22 protein-coding genes are annotated in these 23,527 nt (G+C 67.6%); 14 read left to right on the top strand and 8 right to left on the bottom strand.

Going from position 1 to position 23,527, the window contains the following annotated elements; genetic code table 11:
* Positions 1 to 13: 13 nt before the first annotated feature.
* On the top strand, positions 14 to 445 hold the full coding sequence (locus ACI3KT_RS16260; protein WP_404905576.1) for a hypothetical protein: 432 nt from the start codon (positions 14 to 16) through the stop codon (positions 443 to 445).
* The gene (locus tag ACI3KT_RS16255) at positions 429 to 1,655 is read left to right on the top strand and encodes a hypothetical protein (protein WP_404905575.1); all 1,227 of its coding nucleotides are present in this window, start codon (positions 429 to 431) and stop codon (positions 1,653 to 1,655) included. Before ACI3KT_RS16260 ends, ACI3KT_RS16255 begins: the two co-directional genes overlap by 17 nt.
* Before the next feature lies 1 nt (position 1,656).
* Here the strand turns inward: ACI3KT_RS16255 and ACI3KT_RS16250 are convergent, their stop codons facing one another.
* The gene (locus tag ACI3KT_RS16250) at positions 1,657 to 2,937 is read right to left on the bottom strand and encodes a THUMP-like domain-containing protein (protein WP_404905574.1); all 1,281 of its coding nucleotides are present in this window, start codon (positions 2,935 to 2,937) and stop codon (positions 1,657 to 1,659) included.
* Positions 2,938 to 3,073: 136 nt separating this feature from the next.
* On the opposite strand from ACI3KT_RS16250, the gene groES reads away from it, so the two are divergent.
* From groES to ACI3KT_RS16235, 3 genes are all read left to right on the top strand, one after another.
* Positions 3,074 to 3,370 (top strand): co-chaperone GroES, encoded by a 297-nt coding sequence (gene groES / locus ACI3KT_RS16245; RefSeq protein ID WP_017203655.1) that lies wholly within the window; start codon positions 3,074 to 3,076, stop codon positions 3,368 to 3,370.
* A 76-nt stretch (positions 3,371 to 3,446) separates the two neighbouring features.
* On the top strand, positions 3,447 to 4,379 hold the full coding sequence (gene rarD, locus ACI3KT_RS16240) for an EamA family transporter RarD (protein WP_404905573.1): 933 nt from the start codon (positions 3,447 to 3,449) through the stop codon (positions 4,377 to 4,379).
* A 144-nt stretch (positions 4,380 to 4,523) separates the two neighbouring features.
* On the top strand, positions 4,524 to 5,783 hold the full coding sequence (locus ACI3KT_RS16235) for an ABC transporter substrate-binding protein (protein ID WP_404905572.1): 1,260 nt from the start codon (positions 4,524 to 4,526) through the stop codon (positions 5,781 to 5,783).
* A gap of 410 nt (positions 5,784 to 6,193) precedes the next feature.
* On the opposite strand, the gene ACI3KT_RS16230 is transcribed toward ACI3KT_RS16235, so the two are convergent.
* The 4 genes from ACI3KT_RS16230 to ACI3KT_RS16215 are packed head-to-tail and all read right to left on the bottom strand — an operon-like array spanning position 6,194 to position 10,284.
* Positions 6,194 to 6,931 carry an ABC transporter ATP-binding protein gene (locus ACI3KT_RS16230; RefSeq protein WP_292905563.1) on the bottom strand — a complete coding sequence of 246 codons (738 nt, stop codon included), beginning with the start codon at positions 6,929 to 6,931 and terminating at the stop codon, positions 6,194 to 6,196.
* A complete protein-coding gene (locus ACI3KT_RS16225) occupies positions 6,928 to 7,911 on the bottom strand; it encodes an ABC transporter ATP-binding protein (protein ID WP_404905599.1) in 984 nt (327 codons plus the stop codon). Before ACI3KT_RS16225 ends, ACI3KT_RS16230 begins: the two co-directional genes overlap by 4 nt.
* 46 nt (positions 7,912 to 7,957) lie before the next feature.
* On the bottom strand, positions 7,958 to 8,935 hold the full coding sequence (locus tag ACI3KT_RS16220) for a branched-chain amino acid ABC transporter permease (RefSeq protein WP_292905561.1): 978 nt from the start codon (positions 8,933 to 8,935) through the stop codon (positions 7,958 to 7,960).
* A gap of 2 nt (positions 8,936 to 8,937) precedes the next feature.
* Positions 8,938 to 10,284, bottom strand: a complete 1,347-nt coding sequence (locus tag ACI3KT_RS16215) for a branched-chain amino acid ABC transporter permease (RefSeq protein WP_292905559.1) — start codon at positions 10,282 to 10,284, stop codon at positions 8,938 to 8,940.
* Between the two features lie 221 nt (positions 10,285 to 10,505).
* Between ACI3KT_RS16215 and guaB the strand changes: the two genes are divergently transcribed.
* On the top strand, positions 10,506 to 12,008 hold the full coding sequence (gene guaB, locus ACI3KT_RS16210; protein ID WP_292905557.1) for an IMP dehydrogenase: 1,503 nt from the start codon (positions 10,506 to 10,508) through the stop codon (positions 12,006 to 12,008).
* 61 nt (positions 12,009 to 12,069) lie between these two features.
* Here guaB and ACI3KT_RS16205 read toward each other — a convergent pair whose 3' ends face one another.
* Complete coding sequence (locus ACI3KT_RS16205) at positions 12,070 to 13,509, bottom strand: DHA2 family efflux MFS transporter permease subunit (protein ID WP_404905571.1); 1,440 nt, start codon at positions 13,507 to 13,509, stop codon at positions 12,070 to 12,072.
* A 94-nt stretch (positions 13,510 to 13,603) separates the two neighbouring features.
* Between ACI3KT_RS16205 and ACI3KT_RS16200 the strand changes: the two genes are divergently transcribed.
* The 4 genes from ACI3KT_RS16200 (at position 13,604) to ACI3KT_RS16185 (ending at position 16,999) form a co-directional block, all read left to right on the top strand.
* Positions 13,604 to 14,236: a TetR/AcrR family transcriptional regulator gene (locus ACI3KT_RS16200; RefSeq protein ID WP_307295196.1), complete on the top strand. Its 633-nt coding sequence runs from the start codon at positions 13,604 to 13,606 to the stop codon at positions 14,234 to 14,236.
* Positions 14,217 to 14,366, top strand: coding sequence for a hypothetical protein (locus ACI3KT_RS16195; RefSeq protein ID WP_404905570.1), 150 nt, complete (start codon positions 14,217 to 14,219; stop codon positions 14,364 to 14,366). Before ACI3KT_RS16200 ends, ACI3KT_RS16195 begins: the two co-directional genes overlap by 20 nt.
* Positions 14,367 to 14,462: 96 nt before the next feature.
* Positions 14,463 to 15,014 carry an OsmC family protein gene (locus ACI3KT_RS16190; protein WP_404905569.1) on the top strand — a complete coding sequence of 184 codons (552 nt, stop codon included), beginning with the start codon at positions 14,463 to 14,465 and terminating at the stop codon, positions 15,012 to 15,014.
* A 296-nt stretch (positions 15,015 to 15,310) separates the two neighbouring features.
* Complete coding sequence (locus tag ACI3KT_RS16185; protein ID WP_404905568.1) at positions 15,311 to 16,999, top strand: ABC-F family ATP-binding cassette domain-containing protein; 1,689 nt, start codon at positions 15,311 to 15,313, stop codon at positions 16,997 to 16,999.
* 64 nt (positions 17,000 to 17,063) lie between these two features.
* Here the strand turns inward: ACI3KT_RS16185 and ACI3KT_RS16180 are convergent, their stop codons facing one another.
* Positions 17,064 to 18,161: an FAD-dependent oxidoreductase gene (locus tag ACI3KT_RS16180; protein WP_404905567.1), complete on the bottom strand. Its 1,098-nt coding sequence runs from the start codon at positions 18,159 to 18,161 to the stop codon at positions 17,064 to 17,066.
* A 53-nt stretch (positions 18,162 to 18,214) separates the two neighbouring features.
* Here ACI3KT_RS16180 and ACI3KT_RS16175 point away from each other — a divergent pair, with 53 nt between their 5' ends.
* Positions 18,215 to 19,336, top strand: a complete 1,122-nt coding sequence (locus ACI3KT_RS16175; protein WP_292905546.1) for a GuaB3 family IMP dehydrogenase-related protein — start codon at positions 18,215 to 18,217, stop codon at positions 19,334 to 19,336.
* Positions 19,337 to 19,395: 59 nt separating this feature from the next.
* Positions 19,396 to 20,145, top strand: coding sequence for an SURF1 family protein (locus ACI3KT_RS16170; protein ID WP_404905598.1), 750 nt, complete (start codon positions 19,396 to 19,398; stop codon positions 20,143 to 20,145).
* A 19-nt stretch (positions 20,146 to 20,164) separates the two neighbouring features.
* Here the strand turns inward: ACI3KT_RS16170 and ACI3KT_RS16165 are convergent, their stop codons facing one another.
* Positions 20,165 to 21,166 carry a LacI family DNA-binding transcriptional regulator gene (locus ACI3KT_RS16165; RefSeq protein WP_404905566.1) on the bottom strand — a complete coding sequence of 334 codons (1,002 nt, stop codon included), beginning with the start codon at positions 21,164 to 21,166 and terminating at the stop codon, positions 20,165 to 20,167.
* A 154-nt stretch (positions 21,167 to 21,320) separates the two neighbouring features.
* Here ACI3KT_RS16165 and ACI3KT_RS16160 point away from each other — a divergent pair, with 154 nt between their 5' ends.
* The gene (locus ACI3KT_RS16160; protein ID WP_404905565.1) at positions 21,321 to 22,607 is read left to right on the top strand and encodes an extracellular solute-binding protein; all 1,287 of its coding nucleotides are present in this window, start codon (positions 21,321 to 21,323) and stop codon (positions 22,605 to 22,607) included.
* Between the two features lie 29 nt (positions 22,608 to 22,636).
* Positions 22,637 to 23,527, top strand: a complete 891-nt coding sequence (locus ACI3KT_RS16155; protein WP_404905564.1) for a carbohydrate ABC transporter permease — start codon at positions 22,637 to 22,639, stop codon at positions 23,525 to 23,527.

The raw sequence follows: 23,527 nt of genomic DNA, 5'->3' as shown, positions 1-23,527 counted from the left end.
CCGAGGCGCGGCGTTGGCAGCCTTGATCGTCGCCATCCTCGTCGGCGTGCTGGTCGGATGGGCGCTGTTCTCTCCGCGCGCGTCGCAGGCGGTTCCGTTGAGTGCGGAGCAGCAGTCCTGGCAGAACGAGATACTCGTGTCCGCGGTCTACGACTCGGGCTCCCTGCGCCCGATCGCCGAGGAGGACGGCACGATCGTGTGGTTCGCGACACGCGACGGCGGAGACATCGTCTGCGCGATCATCAGTGACGGTGAGACGACCGCACCCGCCTGCCGTGAGCGGGATGTGGCGATCATGCGAGGCCTCCAGACCAGCCTGAGGCGAGAGGTCGATGGCGGAGAGGGGCTGGTCGAGGCGCAGATCCTGTTCGACGCCGAAGGCGATCCGGCGGCGCTGACCTCGCATTCGCTGATCACGAGGAGTTCCGATGACGCCGATTCCTGAGCCCGACGAGCTGCGCGCGCTGCAGCACAAGGCCTATGGCCGAGGAGGCGGACTGACGGATGCCGAGGCGGCGCGTCTGCGTGAGCTGGAGCAGCCTGAGCCTCCGCGAGTCGACTCGCCCGATGCGCACTCGAGGCCCGACCCTCGTTCATCGACCGACGAGCTCCCGGCGGTTGAGCGTGGGAGCGAAGCGACCGAGGCGAAACACGTTCTCATCTCTCGGCCTCAGGGAACAGACGTCTCGTCTCGGCTCTTCGACTCGACTGCGGCGCGCTCGACGACCGACGCTCGCGAGGCAGCCGAGGAGCCATCGGAATCCACGTCTCGCGGCGCTCGCCCGACGACCGAAGAACTCTCCTGGCGCCCGACCCTCCGCCGTCACTGGAAGGCCGTGGCCGCGGCATCCGCTCTTCTGCTCATCTTCGGGCTCGGGGCAGGCTGGGCGCTGTTCGCACCCCGCGTGCGTGATGCCGTCGCCCTGACGGAAGACGAGGTGCAGCACAAGCTCGAACTCGACGAGAAGTACGAGTTCGATGAGGGCACGTTGCGCGCGGTCGCGCGAGACGACGATGCGCTGGTGTGGTTCGGCACACAGAGCGACGGCGATCAGAACTGCCTCGTGCTCGAGGCCGCCGGACAGAGTCAGATCGGATGCGCGCGGGCCGACGACGTCAACCTCGCCTACGGCCTGAACGCCACCATCTCCCTCCCGCCAGAGGAGGACGCGGCCGAGGGCGATTTCGGAGCCTCGATCAACGCCTACGGGATGCTCTCGACCGCGGGAGAGCCTATGGTCGCCATCCAGCGCTGGGACAACGACGCCTCGATGCTCGACCAGTTCGAGGGGGACGAGCGCACGCGCGCGCAGGCGCTCATCGACGAAGGGTACCTCGCGGGCGTCTCGCTCGTCGGGTACGTCCGCGAGCAGCCGGCCTGGATCGCCTACCGCTTCACGGACTCCGACCAGAACGAGCGCTGCCTCATCGTCGACGCACTCGGTGCGACCGCCTGCGGCCTCGATTCCGACACCCTCCAAGACGGGCTCACCCTCACGGCCGAAGACGAGAACGGGCGCATCGAAGTGTCCGCACAGTTCACGAACTGGGGAACGCCCTATCTGACGATCACCGAGAACGCCGGCGGCGCGTCGACGATCGTGATCGATACCGAGACCGGCGACCCGATCGAGGTGACAGACCCCGACGGATGACCTACGACGCGGCGGGCACCCGATCGGCGAGGATCGCGAGCCTCCGGGAGCCCACGCGCGTGAGGATGAGCGTCGCCGTCTCGGCGCCCTTGAGGGTGAGCTTCTTGCGGAACGCCGCCGGATCGACATCCATGCCGCGCTTCTTGATCTCGATCGTGCCGATGTCGTGGCGCTTGAGCGCGTCGCTGATCGCCTTTGGATTCGCCGGCATCGTCTCGCGTACACGGAAGGACTGCACGAAGGGGCTCGTGAACGCGGCATCCGACGTGAGATAGGCGATGTGCTCGTCGAGCATGCCCGCGTCGAGGCTCCGGGCGACGTCGCCGATCAGGCGGGCGCGGATCACGGCTCCGTCGGGCTCGTGCAGGTACGCGCCGAGCTCGCGTACAGGTGCGTCGTCGGCGTCGGCGCCAGAGGTGAGTTCGTACGAGCGGTCGCCCCGGATGACCAGGGCGGAGCGACGGATGCCGGGGCGCGCGAGGACGCCCGTCCAGACGACGAGCTCGACCACGCTGCCATCGGCGCTCACCCACTGAGCTTCGCAGTCGGCGGGGAGCGCATCGCGGTCGTGCGCGGGGCCGAGTTTGATGCCGGTCGGAACCTGCGAGGCCACGTCGAACGCCCAGTCGAGCGAGGGGGAGTAGTCGTCGGCTGAGACGCGACGAGTCTCGCTGTGCCCCGAGGTGCGGCGGGCCGGATCCATCCAGATCGCTCGAGCACCGCTCTGTGCCGCGCGCTTCCCTCGGTCTTGTGCGCCTGCCTCGGCGGAATCCGGAGAATCCGACCGAGGGAGGGGAACATCTCCGAGCGCGGCGTACGCGTCTTCGGCCGTGCCGTGACGCACCTCCGAGTCGAACGGGGCGAGGTTGTAGGCGGCGATGGCCGCGGTGACCTCGTCGGCGTCGACGGCGAGCACCTCGAGGCCCGCCCCCGCGAACGCGAGCGCATCTCCTCCGATGCCGCACCCGAGGTCGGCCACCGCCGTGATGCCGGCCGCGCGGAGTCGCTGGGCGTGGCGGGCGCCGACTCCGAGCCTCGTGGCCTGCTCGAGGCCCGCGCGGGTGAACAGCATCCGCTGGGCGAACTCGCCGAACTTCGCGGTCGCCTTCGCGCGCAGATGCGCCTGACCGACGACCGCCGACACCAGATCAGGCGAGTGCCCGGCGGCGCGAAGCCGCGACACCGCTTTCGCGACCTCGCCCGTCGACTCGATCGGGCCCAGGGCGTCGAGCAGCTCCAGACCGTCGGGGGTGAGCAGGGCGCGCAGCTCGGACATCTCCACCTGCTCAGCTTAGGCGGCGGGTGGCTGGCACTCGCATTGCGTGAGTGCCAGCCGACCGCCTAGACTGGATTAGCACTCTCGGGTTGAGAGTGCGAACGAGTCTTTCGTGTCATCGTCAAGAAAGAAGAGGTAGACCGTGTCGGTTTCCATCAAGCCGCTCGAGGACCGCATCGTCATCAAGCAGGTCGAGGCCGAGCAGACCACCGCGAGTGGCCTGGTCATCCCTGACACCGCCAAGGAGAAGCCCCAGGAGGGCGAGGTCGTGGCCGTGGGCCCCGGCCGCATCGATGACAATGGCAACCGCGTCCCGCTCGACGTCGCCGTGGGCGACCGTGTGCTCTACAGCAAGTACGGCGGCACCGAGGTGAAGTTCGGCGCAGACGAGTTCCTCGTCCTGTCGGCTCGCGACGTGCTGGCTGTCGTCGTCCGCTGATACGGCGTACAAGACGAGAAGGCTCGGATGCTTCGGCATCCGAGCCTTCTTCGTTGCCCGGGCATAGGGTTGCGTGGTGACCTCAGAAGCGACCAGCGCCACCCGGACCACGGGGGCACTGTACGCGATCGCCGCATACCTCCTCTGGGGTCTGCTGCCGCTGTACTTCCTGCTTCTGACGCCGACCGGACCCTGGGAGCTCGTCGCATGGCGAGTCGTGCTCTCGCTGGTGTTCTGCGTGGTCCTGCTCACGGTCACCCGCGGGTGGAAGGCGCTCGGCGCGATCATCCGCCGGCCCCAGCTTCTCGCCCTCACCGCGCTCGCGGGCGTGCTGATCTACGTGAACTGGCAAGTCTTCGTGATCGGTACTCTCAACGATCAGGTCGTCGAGACGAGTCTCGGTTACTTCATCAACCCGATCACCACCGTGCTCCTCGGCGTGTTCGTGCTGCGTGAGCGCATACGGGTCGCACAGTGGGTCGCGATCGGCATCGCCGCTATAGCCGTCGTGGTGATCATCGTCGTCTACGGGTCGTTTCCGTGGATCGCCCTGTCGCTCACGGCGTCGTTCGGGGTGTACGGGTTGATCAAGAAGAAGATCGGACCAGCGGTGGATGCCGTCAGCGGGCTGACCCTCGAGTCCTTCTGGCTGATCCCGATCGCCGTCGTGCAGCTCATTCTCGTCGCCACCACGCCTGAGGGCATCACGATGGGGCAGAACGGCGCCTGGCACGCCGTGCTCCTCGCGTTCGCGGGCGTCGCCACCGCGGTTCCGCTGCTGCTGTTCGCGGCAGGCACCCGTCGGATCGATCTCACCCTGATCGGGATGATCCAGTTCATCACCCCGATCATGCAGTTCCTGCTCGGCGTCGTCGTGCTCGGCGAAGCCATGCCGCCCGCTCGCTGGGCCGGATTCACCCTCGTGTGGATCGCGATCGCCGTATTCGTGGTCGACATGCTGCTCGCCTCTCGCCGCGGACGCCGAGTGGAACGCCCCGAACTCGTCTGATTCCGGGACGCACATCGTGTGAAACCCGGTACCGGATCGTTAACGCACCGAAACACTTGCGACCCCTGCGCGCGCACCTCGCGTTCTAGGGTTAGAGCACCCGATCGTGGTCACGATCCACGCTCAGTTACGCAAGGGAGCATCATGAACGTACTGAAGGGCTCGCGCACAGCGAAGGTCCTCGCCGGCATCGCGCTGGTCAGCGCATCCGCACTCGTCATGTCGGGCTGCGCGAGCAGCACGCCGTCCGATTCCGGTGACGATGGCGGCAAGCCCGCCACCGACCTCACCCTCAAGCTGGGATCGCTGCTTCCGCAGACCGGATCGCTCGCCTTCCTCGGCCCGCCCATGGAGTCCGGTGTCGGACTCGCAGTGCAGGAGATCAACGACGCCAAGGCCGGTATCACGATCGACCTGACGGCCGAAGACGAGGGCGACACCGACACCAAGGCGTACGAGACCTCGATCACCAAGCTCCAGGGCGCAGGCGTGTCGGCGATCGTCGGCGCCGCGGCATCCGGCGTCTCCAAGCTGATCCTCGACGGCAATGTCGCCGCGGGCATCCTGCAGATCTCGGCGTCGAACACCTCGCCCGACTTCACCAGCTGGGACGACAAGGGCCTCTACTTCCGCACCGCCCCCAGCGACCTGCTTCAGGGCGAGGTCCTCGGCAACCTGATCGCCGAGGACGGCCACAAAACGCTCGGCATCATCTACCAGAACGACGCCTACGGCACTGGCCTCGACGCGGCGATCAAGAGCACGTTCGAGGGCACCGGCGGCGAGGTCGTCGCCGAGGCGTCTTACAACGTCGGCGACGCGCAGTTCGACGCCCAGGTCGAGACCATCAAGGCGCAGAACCCGGATGCCATCGCGATCGTGTCGTTCGAGCAGTTCAAGACCATCGCCCCGCTGCTGGTGAACGCCGGCATCTCGGCCGACAAGTTCTACATGGTCGACGGCAACCTGTCCGACTACGGAACCGACATCCCTGTCTCCCTCGAAGGAGCTCAGGGCACGAAGGCCGGCCCGGCGCTCGCCGACGACTTCACCGAGCGTCTGCAGACGTACTGGACCGGCGAGGGCAACGCCGAGGTCAAGGATTTCACCTACGCGGGTGAGGCCTACGACGCGGTCGTCCTCGTCGCACTGGCCTCGCTGGCTGCGGGCTCGACCAAGGGCGCGGACATCGCGGCCAAGATGGAAGAGGTCTCGGGCGGTTCTGGCGACGGTGAGGCGTGCACCACGTTCGCCGACTGCGCGAAGATCATCAACGACGGAAAGGTCGCCGACTACAACGGCTACTCCGGCGATGTGACGTTCGACGAGAACGGCGACCCTCAGGGCGCCACCATCGGCATCTACAAGTACGGCGCGGACAACACCATCACCCGCACCAACTGATGTGAGCAGAGCGAAGGCCCCGGATGCGAGCATCCGGGGCCTTCGTCATGCCTGCCGCGCGATCGCGTCGGAGTTCCGGTCGCAGTTGATGCCGCTTCTCGCTCGGGGCTGGGCTTTCCGGGTGCAGTTGGCGCCGCTTGTCGTGCGCGGCGACGGCGCTAACTGCGCCCGGAAGGCGGGGGTGGATGCCGGTGGCGGCGTGAACTGCAACCGGAACGCGGCCGCGGTCAACGACGAGCAACCGGTCGTTGAGCGAGGGAGCGCCAGCGACCGAGACGAAACGCGTGCTCCGACGAACGGCTGGAGCTCGTGCGAGCCTCGCTGCGTTTCGTCTCGCTGCGCTCGCTCAACGGCCGAGGGAGGGCGTCGTCTCGCTGCGCTCGCTCAACGGCCGAGGGTCCGCCGCGCGCTCAGGCGGCGTCGGTTCCCAGTGTGCCGAGGTACAGACCGATGACCTTCGGATCGTTCAGCAGGTCGCGGCCGGAGCCTTCGTAGGCGTCCTTGCCCTGATCGAGCACGTAGCCGCGGTCGCAGATCTGCAGGCAGCGGCGGGCGTTCTGCTCGACCATGATCGTCGTGACGCCGGCCTTGTTGATGTCGGAGACGCGGATGAACGCGTCGTCCTGTCGGACAGGGGAGAGCCCCGCCGACGGCTCGTCGAGCAGCAGCACGGACGGGTCCATCATCAGCGCGCGCGACATCGCCACCATCTGACGCTCACCGCCGGAGAGCGAACCGGCTCGTTGCTTGAGGCGCTTGCCGAGCTCGGCGAAGATGCCCGTCACGAACTCGAGCCGCTCGGCGTAGATCTTCGGGTTCTGGAAGAGCCCCATCTGCAGGTTCTCCTCGATCGACAGCGAGGGGAAGACGTTGTTCGTCTGGGGGACGAATGCCACGCCGCGGCGGACGAGCTTGTCGGCCTTGAGCCCGACGATGCTCTCTCCGTTCACGGTGATCTCTCCCGATCGGACGTTGACCATGCCGAAGATCGCCTTCAGCAGTGTCGACTTGCCGGCGCCGTTCGGCCCGATGATGCCGATCAGCTCGCCCTGCCTGGCCACGAGATTCGCGCCGTTGAGGATGTTCACCCCCGGCAGATAGCCAGCATGGACGTCTTTCAGCTCGACGATGACGGTGTCGTCGCTCATGCCTTGCCCTCCTCGGGTGCGTGGATCTCGGATGCCGGGTCTGCAGTCGAGCTCGCAGCCAGTTCGGCTTCGGCCTCTGCTTCGATCTTCTCGCGCAGTCTCGCGGCCGCGGCATCCTCCAAAACGGCGATGCGGCCGGTCACCGCGCCCAGATCGAGATCCTGGTGGGCGCCGAGATAGGCGTCGATGACCGCCGGGTCCTCCATGACCTCCTCGGGCGGGCCCTCGGCGACGACCCGGCCCTCGGCCATCACGACGACCCAGTCGGCGATGTGCCGCACCATGTGCATGTCGTGCTCGACGAAGAGCACGGTCATGCCCTGTTCCTTGAGGTCGAGGATGTGGTCGAGCAGCGACTGCGTGAGGGCCGGGTTGACGCCAGCCATCGGCTCGTCGAGCATGACGAGATGGGGATCGCTCATCAGTGCGCGCGCCATCTCGAGCAGCTTGCGCTGACCGCCCGAGAGCGCAGCGGCGAAGTCCTTCTCCTTGGCGTCGAGCTTGAAGCGCTTGAGCAGTTCACGCGCCTTGACTTCGATCTCGCCGTCCTGCCGTCGCCATAGGAAGGGGAACAGCGAGGCCCAGAAGCCCTCGCCCTTCTGACCGGGCGCACCGAGCTTCATGTTCTCGAGGACCGTGAGCAGGGAGAGCGCCTTCGTCAGCTGGAAGGTGCGCACCTGACCCATCCTCGCCACCTTGAAGGAGGGGACTCCGGAGAGGCTCCTGCCATCGAAGGACCAGGTTCCGCTGTTGGGACGGTCGAAACCGCAGAGCAGGTTGAACAGGGTCGTCTTGCCAGCGCCGTTCGGTCCGATCAGGGCGGTGATCGCTCCGCGCGGGATCTCGAGGTGATCGACGTCGACCGCGACGAGTCCGCCGAAGCGGCGCTGCACGGCATCGACCACGAGGATCGGGTCGACCTTCGCGACACCGGGAGCCGCGGGCCCCTTGGTGAGTCCGGTGGTCTTCGGGCGGCGGATGCTGCCGGTGGGCGTCTCCGCAGGCGCGTCGGCGTCAGGGGTCAGTTCACTTGACAAAGGTCATCTCCCTCTTGTCTCCGAGAATGCCCTGCGGGCGGAAGATCACGAGCAGCATCAGGGCGATGCCGACGAACACGAACACGAGCGTCGACGCCTGGCTGTCGGACATGGGCAGGTATCCGGCCTTCGCCAAACTGGGCAGGAGGTTCGCCAGGAAGGCGAACACCACCCAGAACAGGATCGCGCCGAGCGTCGGGCCGAACACAGTCGCGGCACCGCCGAGGAGGAGGATCGTCCACAAGAAGAACGTCAGCGAGGTCGTGTAGCTGCCGGGCACCACAGCCGAGGGGAGCACGAAGACGATCCCGCCGGCTGCGCCGATCACACCGCCGACCACGAGCGCCTGCATCTTGTAGGCGAACACGTTCTTGCCGAGCGAGCGGACCGCATCCTCATCCTCGCGGATTCCCTTGAGCACGCGGCCCCAGGGGCTGCGCATCAGCGACCAGACCAGCAGCACCGACAGGGCGAGCAGGAGCACGCCGAACACCCGGTTCCACAGATCGTCGGCCGAGTAGACCCACGGGCCGAAGCCGTAGGTGCCCTGCGGGAACGGGTTCGCATCGCGGAATCCGCCGTTGTACTGAGCGAGCCCGTCGGCGGAGTTCGTCCACTCGTCGAACAGCTGAGTCGTGAACAGCAGTCGCACGATCTCACCCGCGGCGATGGTCGCGATGGCGAGGTAGTCGGCGCGCAGTCGCAGAGTCGGGATGCCGAGGAGCACAGCGAACAGCGCGCCGCCTGCGAGGCCGATGAGCATGCCGAGCCACCAGGGCAGGCCGAACGAGAGCACGGAGATCGCGTAGCCGTAGCCGCCCACCGCCATGAACGCGGCCATGCCGAAGTTCAGCAGCCCGGCGTAGCCGAAGTGCATCGCGAGGCCCGTGGCGGCCAGCGCATATGCGATGGTGACCGGGCTGAACAGATAGACGGCGGTGTTGGAGAGGATGCTTCCGAAGTCCATGATCAGCCCAGCCTTTCCTTGCGCCCGAGCAGGCCCTGGGGCCTGACCAGCAGGATGATGATGAGGACGACGAGCGCACTCGCGTACTTCAGGTCGGAGGGGATCCACAGGGTCGAGATCTCGACGGCCATGCCCACGATCAGCGATCCGACGAGAGCGCCGAATGCCGTGCCGAGTCCTCCGAGCGTGATCGCCGCGAACATGAGCAGCAGCATCTGCCCGCCCATGTCCCACTTCACACCAGGGCGGAAGTACGCCCACAGGATGCCCGAGATCGCGGCCAGCACGCCGGCCAGGATCCAGACGATGCGGATCACCCTGTCGACGTCGATGCCGGAAGCGGCGGCGAGCTGCGGGTTGTCGGAGATCGCCCTGGTCGCCTTGCCGATGCGCGTGCGGGTGAGGAACCACGCGACGATGAGGATCACGACGATGCTCACGCCCATCGCGATCAGGTCGATGTACGACAGGGAGATCGGGCCGAACTGGATAGGCGTGGGGCTGGCGCCCGGCAACTGGTAGGTGCCGCCGCCGATGAAGTACTGGAACACATAGCGCAGCGCGAGCGAGAGACCGATGCTGACGATCATCAACTGCACCGTGCCGAGGCCCTTCCGGCGCAGGGGACGCCAGATGCCGGCATCCATTCCCCAGCCGAAGAGACCGCCGCCGATCACGGCCGCGGCGATGCCCGCCCACAGGGGAAGGTGCCAGAAGGTGGTGGTCACCAGCGCGAGCATGCCGCCCCAGGTGACCATCTCGGCGTGGGCGAAGTTCGACAGGCGCGTGGTGCCGTAGATGAGCGCCGCGCCCATCGATGCGAGGGCCAGGAGCAGTCCGAAGTTCAGCCCGCCGACGAGACGCGAGAACAGCTGATCCCAGAACGAGACAGTGATGCGCTCGCCCTCGCCGAGGAAGAGGTTCATGATCTTCGTGCCGGTGAGTCCGAACTCGACCTCGAACGATGCCGTGGTGCCCGCGATCGGCTGCGTGCCCTCGGGCAGTTGCGCCGCGTCGACGATGACGCCGTCGGGAAGGGTCTCCTCGTCGACGGTCAGGGTGTACGTCTCCTTCTCGGGAACGTACAGGCGCCACTTGCCGTCGGCGTCGGTCTTGGTCTCGCCCTCGAAGCCGTTGCCCTTGATGGTCATGACGACGTCGGGAACCGGCTCGTCATCGAAGGTGATGACGCCGGCGAAGTAGAAGTCGGTGACTTCCTGTCCGTCATCCGTCGTATCGGCTGACGCGGCCGTCGCGGGTATCAGCAGGAGCACGAAGGCGAAGAGCGTGCCGAGGAGGGCGCTGACCCACCGGCTGCCGCTCCGTTTCGCCGAGATCGTCGGACTCACAGAACCTCCCAGTCCAGTACACAGGCCATGACAGGGTGTTCATCAGCCTTGATGTACGACGCTATGAGCGTAGTGTGTCGATTCTGTTTCGACCAAGACACGATCGTGCGCATCATGGGGAACCTGCCCGCTGAACGACTGCGGCACAGGGAATTTACGCAGGGTCCTCGCGCTTAGAATTGGTACACCGTCGCCACACTCGCGCTCGCAGGAGGACACCCATGGAACAGCACGACCCGTTCGGATTCGTCGGACTCACCTACGACGACGTGCTGCTCCTGCCGGGACACACCGACGTGATCCCGAGCGAGGCCGACACCTCCTCTCGCATCACGCGCCGGATCTCGGTCGCGACCCCGCTGCTCTCCAGCGCGATGGACACGGTGACCGAGTCTCGCATGGCGATCGCGATGGCGCGTGAGGGCGGCATCGGCATCCTGCACCGCAATCTCTCGATCGCCGATCAGGCGGCGCACGTCGACCGGGTGAAGCGCAGCGAATCGGGCATGATCACCGACCCGATCACCACCACGCCCGATGCCACGGTCGAAGAGGTCGACGCGCTGTGCGCGAAGTACCGCATCTCGGGCCTGCCGGTGGTCGACCCCGACGGACGCCTGGTCGGCATCATCACCAACCGCGACATGCGCTTCGTCTCGGGCTTCGAGCGTCAGACCACCTTCGTCAAGGACGTCATGACATCCGAGGGCCTCGTGACGGCGCCCGTCGGTGTCGCCGCCGGAGAGGTCATCGCGCTGTTCGCGAAGCACCGCGTCGAGAAGCTGCCGCTGATCGACGGCGACGGCAAGCTCGCCGGACTCATCACGATCAAGGACTTCGACAAGAGCGAGAAGTACCCGCTCGCCACCAAGGACGATCAGGGCCGTCTGCGCGTCGGCGCGGCCATCGGCTTCTTCGGCGACGCCTGGGAGCGGGCAGAGGCGCTGCGCGACGCGGGGGTCGACGTGCTCGTCGTCGACACCGCCAACGGCCAGTCGCAGGGGGTCATCGACCTCGTCAAGCGCCTGAAGGCCGACGAGTCTTTCGCTCACATCGACGTCATCGGCGGCAACGTCGCGACCCGCGAGGGCGCCCAGGCGCTCATCGACGCCGGAGTCGACGCCGTCAAGGTCGGCGTGGGCCCGGGCTCGATCTGCACCACGCGCGTCGTCGCCGGAGTCGGTGTACCGCAGGTCACCGCCGTGTACGAGGCGTCGCTCGCCGCTCGCCCCGCCGGTGTGCCCGTGATCGCCGACGGCGGTCTGCAGTACTCGGGCGACATCGCCAAGGCGCTCGTCGCCGGAGCGGATGCTGTGATGCTCGGCTCGCTGCTCGCAGGCACCGACGAGTCGCCGGGCGAGATCGTCTTCCAGTCGGGCAAGCAGTTCAAGCAGTACCGTGGCATGGGCTCGCTCGGCGCGATGCAGACCCGCGGCAAGCAGACCTCGTACTCGAAGGACCGCTACTTCCAGGCAGACGTGCCCAGCGACGACAAGCTCATCCCTGAAGGCATCGAAGGTCAGGTGCCGTACCGCGGCCCGCTCTCGGCCGTCGCTTATCAGCTGGTCGGTGGCCTTCGCCAGTCGATGTTCTACGTCGGCGCCCGCACCATCGAAGAGCTCAAGCAGCGCGGCAAGTTCGTGCGCATCACCTCGGCAGGGCTCAAGGAGTCGCACCCGCACGACGTGCAGATCGTCGTCGAGGCGCCGAACTACAAGCGCTGAGACAGACAGTGAAGGAGGGGACGGATGCTGCGGCATCCGTCCCCTCCTTCTGCGTCCCGGGTCAGCGGGCGGCGAGGGCCGGTTCTTCCTCTACAGCCTGGACTGGGATGGGGGCGGTCGACTTCCCTGACGGCAGCCACAGCGCGACGACGGTCGCGGCGAGCAGCACGGCGGCGCCCGTGAACACGGCGGGCTTTGCCGCGTCCACGTAGAGGTCGGGGGTGAGCTGGCCACCAGCGCCGACGAAGATCGCGGTCATCACCGCGGTGCCGAGCGCGACGCCGAGTTCGCGGACGGTCGAGTTGACGCCCGCCGCCTTTGCGTGGTCGACGAGCCCGAGGGTCGCGAGCAGCGCCGTCGCCGACGGGGCGAACACAAGTCCCATGCCGACGCCCGCGATGATGAACGGGGCGATCAGGTTCGGGTAGGGCAGGTCGGGAGCGGTGATCTGCGCTATCCACGCGAGGGCGATGCCCTGCAGCAGCAGGCCGGGCACGAGCAGTGCGCGTGTGCCGATGCGCGGCGCGATCATGCCGGCGAGCGGCGCGACGAACATCGGAGCGAGGGTCCATGGAGTGGTCTGCACCGCGGCCTCGAGGGGAGTCGATCCCTGCACGACCTGCAGGTACTGGATCAGGATGAACACCGAGCCGAAGGTGCCGAAGCTGAAGGCGAAGCCGACCACGTTCGTGATCGAGAAGGAGCGGTCTCGGAACAGTCGCAACGGCACCAGCGGCGCGGTCGCACGCTTCTGCCAGATCACGAATGCCGCGAGCAGCACGGTGCCGAGCGCCAGCTCGTGGATCACGCCGAGCGAGTCCCAGCCGTCGTCGTTGCCTCGAACGATCGCGTGGACGAGAGCGAGGACGCCGGATGCCGCGAGCACGGCTCCGGGGATGTCGATACGGGAGCGGGCGCCGAAGTCGTTACGGAGCACGAGCAGAGCGAGGGGGATGGCGACGATCGCGACGGGGATGTTGATCCAGAAGATCGCCTGCCAGTTCCAGCCTTCCATGATCGCGCCGCCGACGAGCGGCCCGACCGCGACCCCGAGTCCTGAGACGCCGCCCCAGATGCCGATGGCGAGCGGGCGGCGGGATGCGGGGACCGCTCCGGTCAGGAGAGCGAGGGAGAGGGGCATCACGGCTGCCGCGCCGAGGCCCTGGACGGCGCGTGCGGAGATCAGCTGACCTGGGTCGGTGCTGAGGGCGGCGAACAGGGAGCCGGCGCCGAAGAGGGCGATGCCGATCGCGAAGACCGTGCGGCGGCCGAACCGGTCGCCGAGCGCGGAGGCGATCAGGATCGCTCCAGCGAAAGCGAGAGCGTAGGCATTGACGAACCATTGCAGCTCCTCGACGCTCGCGCCCATCTCCTGGTGCAGCACCGGCAGAGCGTTGGTCATGACGAGGTTGTCGAGTGTGGCCATGAACATCGGGAGGGATGCCGCGGCGATGACGAGCGCGACCGGGCGGCGGCTGATCACGGGGGTGGGCTGAGACATGATGCTCCAGTTGTAATTGAATGATTACTTGTCTTGAAGCAATGTAGTAATCGAATGATTACAAAGTCAAGTGATTCGCTGATAGCCTTTCGGCATGAGCTCAGCTGCGGCATCCGGCGTCCTCTCCGACGAGTCGGGCAGGCGACTCTCTTCGGACGAGCGGCGCGCGCAGATCGTCCAGGCGGCGCTCGCGGTGTTCGGTGCGCGCGGGTACGAGGGCGCGAAGACCGACGAGGTCGCCAGAGCGGCCGGCGTGAGTCAGCCCTACGTCGTCCGCCTCTTCGGCTCGAAGGAGAACCTCTTCCTCGCCGCGGTGGACGAGGCGCTCGCTCGACTGCTGACGTCGTTCCGAGCGGCGCTCGCCCGCGACGACGACCTCCCTGTGGGCAAGCGCATCGGCGAGGCGTACGTCGACCTCATCGAGGTGCGCGGACTGCACCAGACGCTCGCGCACTCCTACCTGCTCGGCAGCCACCCCGTGATCGGCCCCGCCGCCCGCCGAGGCTTCGCGCAGGTCTGGCGCTTCTTCCGAGACGAGGTCGGGATGGATGCCGACGAGGCGCGGGCCTTCTTCGCGGAGGGCATGCTCATCAGCACCTTGATCGGGCTCCGCATCGTCGACGACTACGGCTCCGACCCGCAGATCACCGAGCTTTTCCGCTCCTGCTTCCCGAGCGAGCTGCCGCACGTGCTCGACGTGCTCCCGCGTGGCGCCGAACGCTGGTGACCGCGGTGAGAACGACGTGATCCGGCTCTCGGTCGCGGTGACCAGCGTCTGCATCTCCGGAGACATGCAGGGCAGAGACATGCAGGGCACGTTCTTCGTCCCAGGAACCGAGGGACTGCGTCAGGGATGAACCGGCCGCACACCTCGTGTGTCGCGCTGTGACGGCGGGTGACCGCGGGTGACGTCGCCCGCACGTCACCGTAGGTCGCCCGGATACCTTCGCCGCATGACTCTTCTCCAGGAACAGCTCTCGCTCGTCGCCGACGTCACCGCCGAGGAGCGTGCGCGGCGTCTCACCTCCGCGGGCACCGCGTGGAACGAGCGCATCACCGCCGACGTGGGTGCGGCCGCCCTCACCTACCGGGTCATCGGTCGCGGCGTCGGATCCGTGGCGACCGAGATCCGTGCGGGCAAGCACCTCTTCCTCGTCGACGAGCCGGGCGCCCTCGCCGGCGACGACGCGGCGGCGAGCCCCGTCGAGTACGCGCTGGGCGCGCTCGTCTCCTGTCAGGTCGTCGTGTTCCGCCTGTATGCACAGGCGCTGGGCCTCACGATCGATGAGATCGAGATCACAGCAGAGGGCGACCTCGACGTGCGCAAGCTGTTCGGCATCGACGAATCCGGTCGCGCGGGATTCCACGACGTGCGCGTGCGGGTCGACATCACCGGACCCGACACGGCCGAGCAGTACGAGGAGCTGCGCCGGGTCGTCGATGCGCACTGCCCGGTGCTCGACCTGTTCGCGAATCCGGTGCCCACCTCGGGGGTGCTGGTCTGAGCATCCGTTCGTCTGCGTCTGTGGCTGTCCGATCCTCGGCCGCGATCCGGTGCCGCTGCGACCGTGATCTCGGCGTTCCGGTCGCGATTCGTGCCGTCTGAATCGCTCGTCGACGGCACAATCTGCGACCGGAACAAGGCTTGAGGCTGAGGAGACGGCGCGGACTGCGACCGGAACAAGGCTTGAGGCTGCGGGCGGGCGGCCCGAATCCCGACCGGAGCACGGCGAAGCGGTGCACATCGAAAGCCTGATAGCCTGGTCGGCTCGCCATGCGGGCGGAAGGACGGCCACGCACGGTGGGGTATATCGATGTCTCCGGCGTCTCATTGACGCTCCCAGATGGCAGACCGCTTCTCGATGAAGCGACGTTCCGCGTCGGTTCCGGTTCGACGAGCGCGTTGATCGGACCGAACGGCGCAGGCAAGACGACGATGCTGCGGATCATCCGCGGCGATCAGGCGGCGGATGCGGGCGTCGTCACGATCGACGGCGGACTCGGCGTCATGGATCAGTTCGTCGGTCACGGCGAAGCGGGCCAGACGGTGCATGAGCTGCTGGTGCGCGTCGCGCCCGGGCGCATCCGTGCGGCGGCCGACGCCCTGGAGGCGGCGGAGAACGCGCTCATCGAGCGCGACGAGCACGACACGCAGATGGCGTACGCGACGGCGATCGCGGAGTATGCGGATGCCGGCGGATACGAGCACGAGACCGTATGGGACCAGTGCACGGTCGCGGCTCTGGGCGTGCCGTTCGAGCGGGCGAGGTACCGCGAGCTCACGACGCTCTCCGGGGGAGAGCAGAAACGCCTCGCGCTGGAGGCTCTGCTTCGCGGACCCGACGAGGTGCTGCTGCTCGACGAGCCCGACAACTACCTCGATGTGCCGGCGAAGCGCTGGCTCGAAGAGCAGTTGCGGCAGACCTCGAAGACCGTGCTGCTGGTCTCGCACGATCGAGAACTGCTCGCACGGGCCGCCGATCGCATCATCACTCTCGAGCCGGGCGGAGCGGGGGCGACCGCGTGGGTACACGGCGGCGGGTTCGCCACATATCACCAGGCGCGGAGCGACCGGATGGACCGGCTCGACGAACTGCGCCGGCGATGGGATGAGCAGCACGAGAAACTGCGGATTCTCGTGGCGAATCTGAAGGTGAAAGCCTCGGCCAACGACGGCTTCGCGTCGCGATATCAGGCGGCGCAGACCCGTCTGCGCAAGTTCGAAGAGGCCGGCCCGCCCGAAGAGCGTCCGCCTGTGCAGGACTTCGACATGCGCTTGCGCGGAGCGCGGACCGGCAAACGTGCAGTCGTCGCGACAGCATTGGAGCTCACCGGACTGATGAGCCCGTTCGACGCCGAGATCTGGTACGGCGACCGGGTCGCCGTGCTCGGTTCGAACGGATCGGGCAAATCGCACTTCCTGCGGCTGCTGGCTCGAGGCGGCAGCGATCCTGATCCGACCCTCGGCCATGTCACATCCACCGGTGAGCAGCTGAGCGAAGTCGCCCACGCCGGGAGGGCGGTGCTCGGCGCGCGTGTCGTTCCGGGACTGTTCGCACAGACGCATGCGCATCCGGAGTTCCTCGGACGCACTCTGCTCGACATCCTGCACCGCGGGGACGAGCGGCGCACCGGCCTGCCGCGCGACGCCGCGAGCAGCGCACTCGACCGCTACGGCCTCGTGCGGCAGGCGCAACAGAGCTTCGACTCGCTGTCTGGCGGGCAGCAGGCGCGGTTCCAGGTGCTGCTGCTCGAGCTCTCGGGTGCGACTCTGCTGCTGCTCGACGAACCGACCGACAACCTCGACCTCGAGTCCGCCGAGGCCTTGGAAGACGCCCTCGTGCGCTTCGAGGGCACGGTCTTAGCGGTCACGCACGACCGCTGGTTCGCCCGCTCCTTCGACAGATTCCTCGTCTTCGGCTCCGAGGGCGAGGTCTACGAGGCCGACGCCCCCGTCTGGGACGAGAAGCGGGTCGCGCGAGCGCGCTGAGCGTCATCGGGGCTGCTGCTCCGTGTTGACGTAGCGTTTCGTCTCGTTCGCTGCGCTCTCTCGCTCAACGACCGGTGGGTGAGGGCAGACGGAAGGGCTCGGCGGCGCGAGCTGAGGGATCGAGCGCGAGGTCGGCGAGCACGGCTCCGATACCGGGGGCGAACTTGAAGCCGTGACCGGAGAAGCCTGCGCCGACGACGAGGCGCCCGCGGCGGTCCAGCACGAACGTGCCGTCGTCGGTCGAGGTGTACGTGCAGCTCACGGGAACAGCGGATGCCGGTTCCAACCCCGGCATCCACTCCCGCACGTAGTCCGTGAGAGCGTCGGCGTGCGCCGAGCGGTGCGGGCGAGCATCCGGATCGACCTCGTCGCCGACCCGATGGAATCCGACCTTGACGCCCTCACCGGGAGTCGGCATGCCGTACACGGTGGCGGGGTAGCGCTCGGGGTCGGTGTAGTGGTTGAACGACGGCCACTGCGCAGGGCCGGTCGGCGAGAAGTGCGCCGGAGACTCCTCGGTGACGGTCAACCGCGGAAGGCCGATCGAGGGGAGCATCCGCTCGCTCCACGCTCCGACCGTCATCACGGCGACGTCGGCGCGCACCACGGAGTCGGGCAGCGTCAGCTCGACTCCGGCATCCGTCTCCTCGATGCCGAGGACCGGGGTCTCCCAGTGCACCGATCCTCCGCTCTCCACGATCCTCCGCTCCCACTCGATCAGGGCGGAGGAGGCTCGGGCGACTCCGGCGTCGCGCGAGAACAGCACGTCGCCGTCGAAGCGCATGCCGATCCACCTCGACGCGGCGTCGGCGGCGGACATCATCTCGGCGTGGATGCCGCGATCGGTGAGACGCCGGGCGATCGAGGAGAGTTGGACAGCGCCGTGCGTGACCAATCCGTGCAGACGCAGCAGCGGCTCGCCGTCGACGACCCCGAGGCGATCCCAGCCCTCGCGGGCGCGCACGAGCAGATCGAGGTAGTGCTCCTGGTCGTAGGCGTTGTTGAAGTTGCGGGTGGCGCCGTGCGACGCGCCCTCGTGGTGACCGCGCGAGAACCGCTCGAAAACGGTCGGTCGCATGCCCCTCCGCGTCAGCTCCCAGGCCGTCGCCAGGCCCATCGCACCGCCGCCGACGACGGCGACCTCCACAGCATCCGCTCGCATGCCCCCAGTCTCCCAGCCACGGGGCCCCTCACCGCACCGGGTAGTCTTGATGGGTGACCACAGAGATCGAGCTGGGCCGAGGAAAGCGCGCGCGCCGCGCGTACACGTTCGACGACATCGCGGTGGTGCCCTCACGGCGCACCCGCAATCCGGAAGACGTGTCGACCGCATGGACGATCGACGCCTTCGGCTTCGAGATCCCCGTGCTCGGCGCCCCGATGGACTCGGTGGTGAGCCCGCAGACCGCGATCATGCTCGGTCAACTCGGCGGACTCGGGGTCCTCGATCTCGAGGGCCTGTGGACCCGCTACGAGAACCCCGAGCCTCTGCTCGCGGAGATCGCGGGACTGAGCGACGAGCTCGCGACCACGCGGATGCAGGAGCTCTACTCGGAGCCGATCAAGCCCGAGCTGATCACGAGCCGCCTCGCGGAGATCCGCGACGCCGGCGTCACCGTCGCCGGGTCCCTGACTCCGCAGCGCACGCAGGAGTTCTACGACACCGTCGCGCGCGCGGGCGTCGACCTGTTCGTCATCCGCGGCACCACGGTCTCGGCTGAGCACGTCTCGAGCGTCGCCCAGCCGCTGAACCTGAAGAAGTTCATCTACGACCTCGACGTGCCCGTGATCGTCGGCGGCGCCGCGACGTACACGGCGGCCCTGCACCTCATGCGCACGGGGGCCGCGGGTGTTCTCGTCGGCTTCGGCGGGGGAGCGGCGTCGACCACGCGCGCGACCCTCGGCATCCACGCTCCCATGGCCACCGCCGTCTCCGATGTCGCCGCCGCGCGTCGCGACTACCTCGACGAGTCCGGCGGCCGCTACGTGCACGTGATCGCCGACGGCGGCGTCGGCACCTCGGGAGACATCGTCAAGGCTCTCGCGATGGGGGCGGATGCCGTCATGCTCGGCGTCGCGCTCGCTCGCGCCACCGACGCACCCGGCCGCGGCTTCCACTGGGGGCCGGAGGCGCACCACCCCAAGCTTCCGCGCGGTCGCCGCGTCGAGGTGGGCGGCATCGGAACGCTCGAGGAGATCCTGTACGGTCCGGCCCCCGTGGCCGATGGCACGGCGAACCTCATCGGGGCGCTTCGCAAGTCGATGGCGACGACCGGATACTCCGACCTCAAGGAGTTCCAGCGGGTCGAGGTCGTCCTCGCACCGTACGAGGCCTGAGAGCCGTCCGCCTCACCGTGACCACCCCTGCGCTGTTCCCGCCCACCCTGCGTGAGGTGATGCTCCGCGGGCGCTGGATTGCCATGCTGCTGCTGTGCCTGCTCGTCGCCGGCGTCTTCGCCTGGCTCGGGCAGTGGCAGCTCGGCCGCGCGGTCGACACGGCGCCACAGGAGCCCGGTGCCACAGAGCAGGTGCGACCCCTCGACGACGTGCTCCAGCCCGGCGAGTATCTCGCGGAGCCGCTCGTCGGGCAGAAGGTCGAGACCGAGGGCCACTGGATCCCCGGCGACTTCATCATCGTGTCCTCCCGCTTCAACGACGGCGTGCAGGGCTACTGGGTCACCGGCCAGCTTCGCGTCGACGATCGCGCCTCGATCGCGGTCGCGGTCGGCTGGGCGCCGGACCGCGAAAGCGCGGATGCCGCGGCGGAACGCCTCGACGCCGACTCCGATGGCGAGGTGATCACCGTGAGCGGGCGCATCATCTCGGACGAGGGGCCGGTGCTTCCGACACGCGACGATCCCGACCGCCTCGACCGCATGTCGACCGCCGCGCTGCTCAGCCGCTGGCACGATGTCGAGCAGCTCGACGTGTACCGCCCGTATCTCGCCTCGACCACGGCGACGGCGGGCCTGGTAGACATCTCCTCGCCCGCGCCCGAAGAAGGGTCGTCGGTGAACTGGCTCAACATCTTCTACGCCGTGGAGTGGGCGATCTTCGCCGGCTTCGCGTTCTACCTCTGGTACCGCCTCGCGAAGGACGCGTGGGAGCGCGAGGTCGAGGAGTTCGAGGACGCGGCATCCGCCTGATCCTCCGCGCAGACCCCTGTCAGTCCTGAGGCTCCCGCGGCGGTGCTGTCGATGAACGGACGATCAGCGTGGTGGACAGCTCGGTGTGCGCGGCCGGCGCGCGGCCCAGTCGCGATTGGACGAGTGCGTCGACGGCAGCGCTTCCCATCTGGGCAAGGGGCTGACGGATCGTCGTCAACGGGGGATCAGCCCAGGCGGCGGCGGTCAGGTCGTCGAATCCGATCACGGAGATGTCTTCGGGCACTCGCAGGCCGAGCTCGCGCAGTGCATGGATCGCGCCCAGCGCCGTGTCGTCGCTCGCCCCGAAGATGGCCGTGGGGCGGCTGGCCCGTGTGAGCAGGAGGCGAGTCGCCTCGTATCCCTGGTCGACGCCGTAGTGCGCGCGGATGATCAGACCGTCGTCGACGGGGACCGCGGCCTGCAGCATCGCGGCTTGGAATCCGGCCAGTCGAGCGATCGCGTTGTCCTGGTCGATCGGGCCGGTGATGGTCGCGATGCGGCGGTGCCCGAGCGAGATCAGATGCTGGGCAGCGTCGAAGGCGCCCTTGAAGTTGGTCGCCGCGACCGACAGCGTGCCGTCGGGAACCTGGTGCAGCGGGTCGACCACGACGAGCGGCACCCCGGCGTCGGCCAGGGCGCGGCGTGCGTGCTCGCTGGGAACCGCGACCACGCTGAGCAGGCCGTCGGTCCCGCGTGACAGCGCGTGACGCACCCAATCGTCGCAGTCGTCGGGAGCAGGGTCGACCGTGAGGACGACATCTTTGCCCTGTGCCCGCGCAGCCTCCACGGCGCCACGCACGACGGCCTCGGACCAGGCGCCGTCGAGATCGACCACACGTACGTGGAGGAACCCGGTATCCGCGGTCGCGCGGGTCCTGATCGCGTAGCCATGCCGCTCGAGCGCCTCCGTGACCCGCGCACGGGTGCGCGCTGCCACATCCGGCCGTGAATTCAGGACCTTGGAGACGGTGGGCACGGAGACACCCGCCTCGGCGGCGATCAGGTCAAGATGGACAGCCATGCTCCTCCAAGGGACTTTCCGAAAACTCTAGCGCATTGTCACACCATAAACGGCGCGACTATTCGGGGTAGACGGATCTCAGACTCAGCCCTATAGTTTCGATAATGAGGTTCGAAATTTCGGACCGGCATGTCGGAAACACGAAGGAGTGCGCATGCGCAGTTTGCGAGTCACCACAGTCACCGCGATCGCTCTCGGAGCCGCGTTGGTCCTCTCCGGATGCGGCCGCGGAGCCGAAGACGGCGCGGGGGAGAACGGATCCGTCGCCCCGGCCGCGGAGGGCGAGGCCGACGGCGTGATCGAGGTCTGGACGGCCGGAGGCCACGCCGAGAACCTCGAGGTTCTCGCGGAGCCCTGGCTCAAGGCGAATCCCGACGCCACGTTGAAGGTCACGGACGTTCCCTGGGACCAGGTCATCACGAAGGTGCAGACGGCGACCGCGGCGGGAACCGGACCCGACATCATCATGACCGGCAGCGACCAGACCGCCACGATCATCGGCATGGGTGCTGTCGACGAGGTGCCCGACGGCGTGTATGACACCGATGACTTCTATCCTGCCGCCATCGACTCGGCCACCGGCGAGGACGGGGTGTACGCGATGCCCTGGTACGTGGAGACCCGCTTCCTCTTCTATCGCAAGGACATCGCCGCCGAGCTCGGCCTCTCGGCGCCGAAGACCTGGGAGGACGTCGAGACCATGTCCGCCGCGTTCCAGGCGCGTCCCGGGGGGACCTACGGCATCAACCTGCCTCGTCCGGTCGAGCAGCCTGCTCAGGTCCTCGTGCCCTTCGACGCCCAGGCCGGCGGCTCGCTGACGGACGGCGAGAAGTGGACCATCGACACTCCGGAGCTGGTGTCCGCGCTCGACTTCTACGCCGGCTTCTTCCAGCGTGGCGAAGCCCCTCTCGAGAAGACCGACGCCACGTTCGAGAACGGCGGTACACCCATGTTCATCTCGGGGCCGTGGATGCTCGACGTGTTCAGCGAGGCGATCGAGGCGGGAACCGCGCCGGCGGACTTCACGCTCGACTCGGTCGGATACAGCGTCTTCCCGACCGGTCCTGGCGGCAGCAATGACCAGTACATCGGCGGAGGCAATCTGGGCGTCTTCTCGGCATCCGACAACAAGGCATCCGCGTGGTCGTTCCTGTCTTGGGTGGGCGAGCAGGAGCAGCAGGAGCAGTGGTTCACACTGCAGAACGAGCTCCCGGCGAACATCGCGGCCGGTGACCTCCCGGCGATTCAGGAGAATCCGGTCACGCAGACGCTCATGGAGCAGATGAAGGACACGGTCGCGATGCCGAACTATCCCGCGTGGTCGCAGATCTCAGACCTCCTCGGCAAGTACTCCGAGCAGGTCGCCAGCGGCCAGATCACGAGTGAAGAGGCGGCGAAGGAGATCCAGGCCCAGGCCGATTCGATCGGCTTCGGATGGTGAGCGCCGCCCGTCCGCAACGGCCGGGGAAGGTGACTTCCCTGGCCGCCCAGCGGCGGCGTTCCGCCTTCATCGCCTGGGTGTTCGTCGCACCCTTCGTCCTGACGTTCGGGACGTTCGGACTGATCCCGCTGGTGAGCTCGCTCGCCATGGCGTTCACCGATCTCCGCGCGCGCGACATCAGGACGCCGTTCAACGTCGACTTCGTCGGATTCGCGAACTTCGTGACCGTGCTCACCGACGAGTCCTTCCTCCGCGCGCTGCGCAACACCCTGTTCTTCGTGGTTCTCGGAGTGCCGGTCACTCTGTTCATCGCGCTGGTGCTCGCCGTCCTGCTCAACTCGGTGAGCCGCCGCGTGGCGACCTTCTTCCGCGTCGGCTACTACATCCCGGTGATCACCACGATCGTCGCCGTGGCCGTCGTCTGGCGCCTCATGTACCAGGACTCGGGAGTCATCAACACGATCCTCGGCGTGATCGGCATCGACGGGCCCAACTGGCTCAGCGATCCGAACACGGCTCTCGTGGCGATCACGGTGATGGCGGTCTGGCGCAACATCGGCGGATCGATGGTCATCTTCCTCGCGGGGCTGCAGAGCATCCCGTCCGAGGTCAACGAGGCCGCAGCGATCGACGGCGCCAACGCCTGGCAGAAGTTCTTCCGAGTGACGATCCCGATGATGATGCCGACGATCCTCCTCAACACGATCCTGATCACGACGGGCTACATGCAGTTCTTCGACGAGCCGTTCGTCATGACCAACGGAGGACCGTTGGAGTCGACCACGTCGATCGCGCTGCAGGTCTACAACCAGTTCAAATACGGGAACTACTCGGTCGGAGCGGCGGGCGCCTACATCCTGTTCGCCCTCGTCGGCATCCTGGCGATCATCCAGTTCCGCTTCTTCCGGCAGAGGACCTGA

Source organism: Microbacterium sp. ZW T6_19 (assembly GCF_044987465.1).
Lineage (GTDB): Bacteria > Actinomycetota > Actinomycetes > Actinomycetales > Microbacteriaceae > Microbacterium > Microbacterium natoriense_A.
The sequence above is the reverse complement of the archived record's forward strand: the minus strand, read 5'-3'. Positions and strand labels throughout refer to the sequence as shown.

What these genes read in the sequence shown, in the direction of transcription:
- ACI3KT_RS16255 (WP_404905575.1), top strand. Translation starts at nt 429, where the DNA reads ATGACGCCGATTCCTGAGCCCGACGAGCTGCGCGCGCTGCAGCACAAG.
- ACI3KT_RS16235 (WP_404905572.1), top strand. Translation starts at nt 4,524, where the DNA reads ATGAACGTACTGAAGGGCTCGCGCACAGCGAAGGTCCTCGCCGGCATC.
- ACI3KT_RS16230 (WP_292905563.1), bottom strand. Translation starts at nt 6,931, where the DNA reads ATGAGCGACGACACCGTCATCGTCGAGCTGAAAGACGTCCATGCTGGC.
- ACI3KT_RS16220 (WP_292905561.1), bottom strand. Translation starts at nt 8,935, where the DNA reads ATGGACTTCGGAAGCATCCTCTCCAACACCGCCGTCTATCTGTTCAGC.
- guaB (WP_292905557.1), top strand. Translation starts at nt 10,506, where the DNA reads ATGGAACAGCACGACCCGTTCGGATTCGTCGGACTCACCTACGACGAC.
- ACI3KT_RS16205 (WP_404905571.1), bottom strand. Translation starts at nt 13,509, where the DNA reads ATGTCTCAGCCCACCCCCGTGATCAGCCGCCGCCCGGTCGCGCTCGTC.
- ACI3KT_RS16200 (WP_307295196.1), top strand. Translation starts at nt 13,604, where the DNA reads ATGAGCTCAGCTGCGGCATCCGGCGTCCTCTCCGACGAGTCGGGCAGG.
- ACI3KT_RS16190 (WP_404905569.1), top strand. Translation starts at nt 14,463, where the DNA reads ATGACTCTTCTCCAGGAACAGCTCTCGCTCGTCGCCGACGTCACCGCC.
- ACI3KT_RS16180 (WP_404905567.1), bottom strand. Translation starts at nt 18,161, where the DNA reads ATGCGAGCGGATGCTGTGGAGGTCGCCGTCGTCGGCGGCGGTGCGATG.
- ACI3KT_RS16170 (WP_404905598.1), top strand. Translation starts at nt 19,396, where the DNA reads ATGCTCCGCGGGCGCTGGATTGCCATGCTGCTGCTGTGCCTGCTCGTC.
- ACI3KT_RS16165 (WP_404905566.1), bottom strand. Translation starts at nt 21,166, where the DNA reads ATGGCTGTCCATCTTGACCTGATCGCCGCCGAGGCGGGTGTCTCCGTG.
- ACI3KT_RS16160 (WP_404905565.1), top strand. Translation starts at nt 21,321, where the DNA reads ATGCGCAGTTTGCGAGTCACCACAGTCACCGCGATCGCTCTCGGAGCC.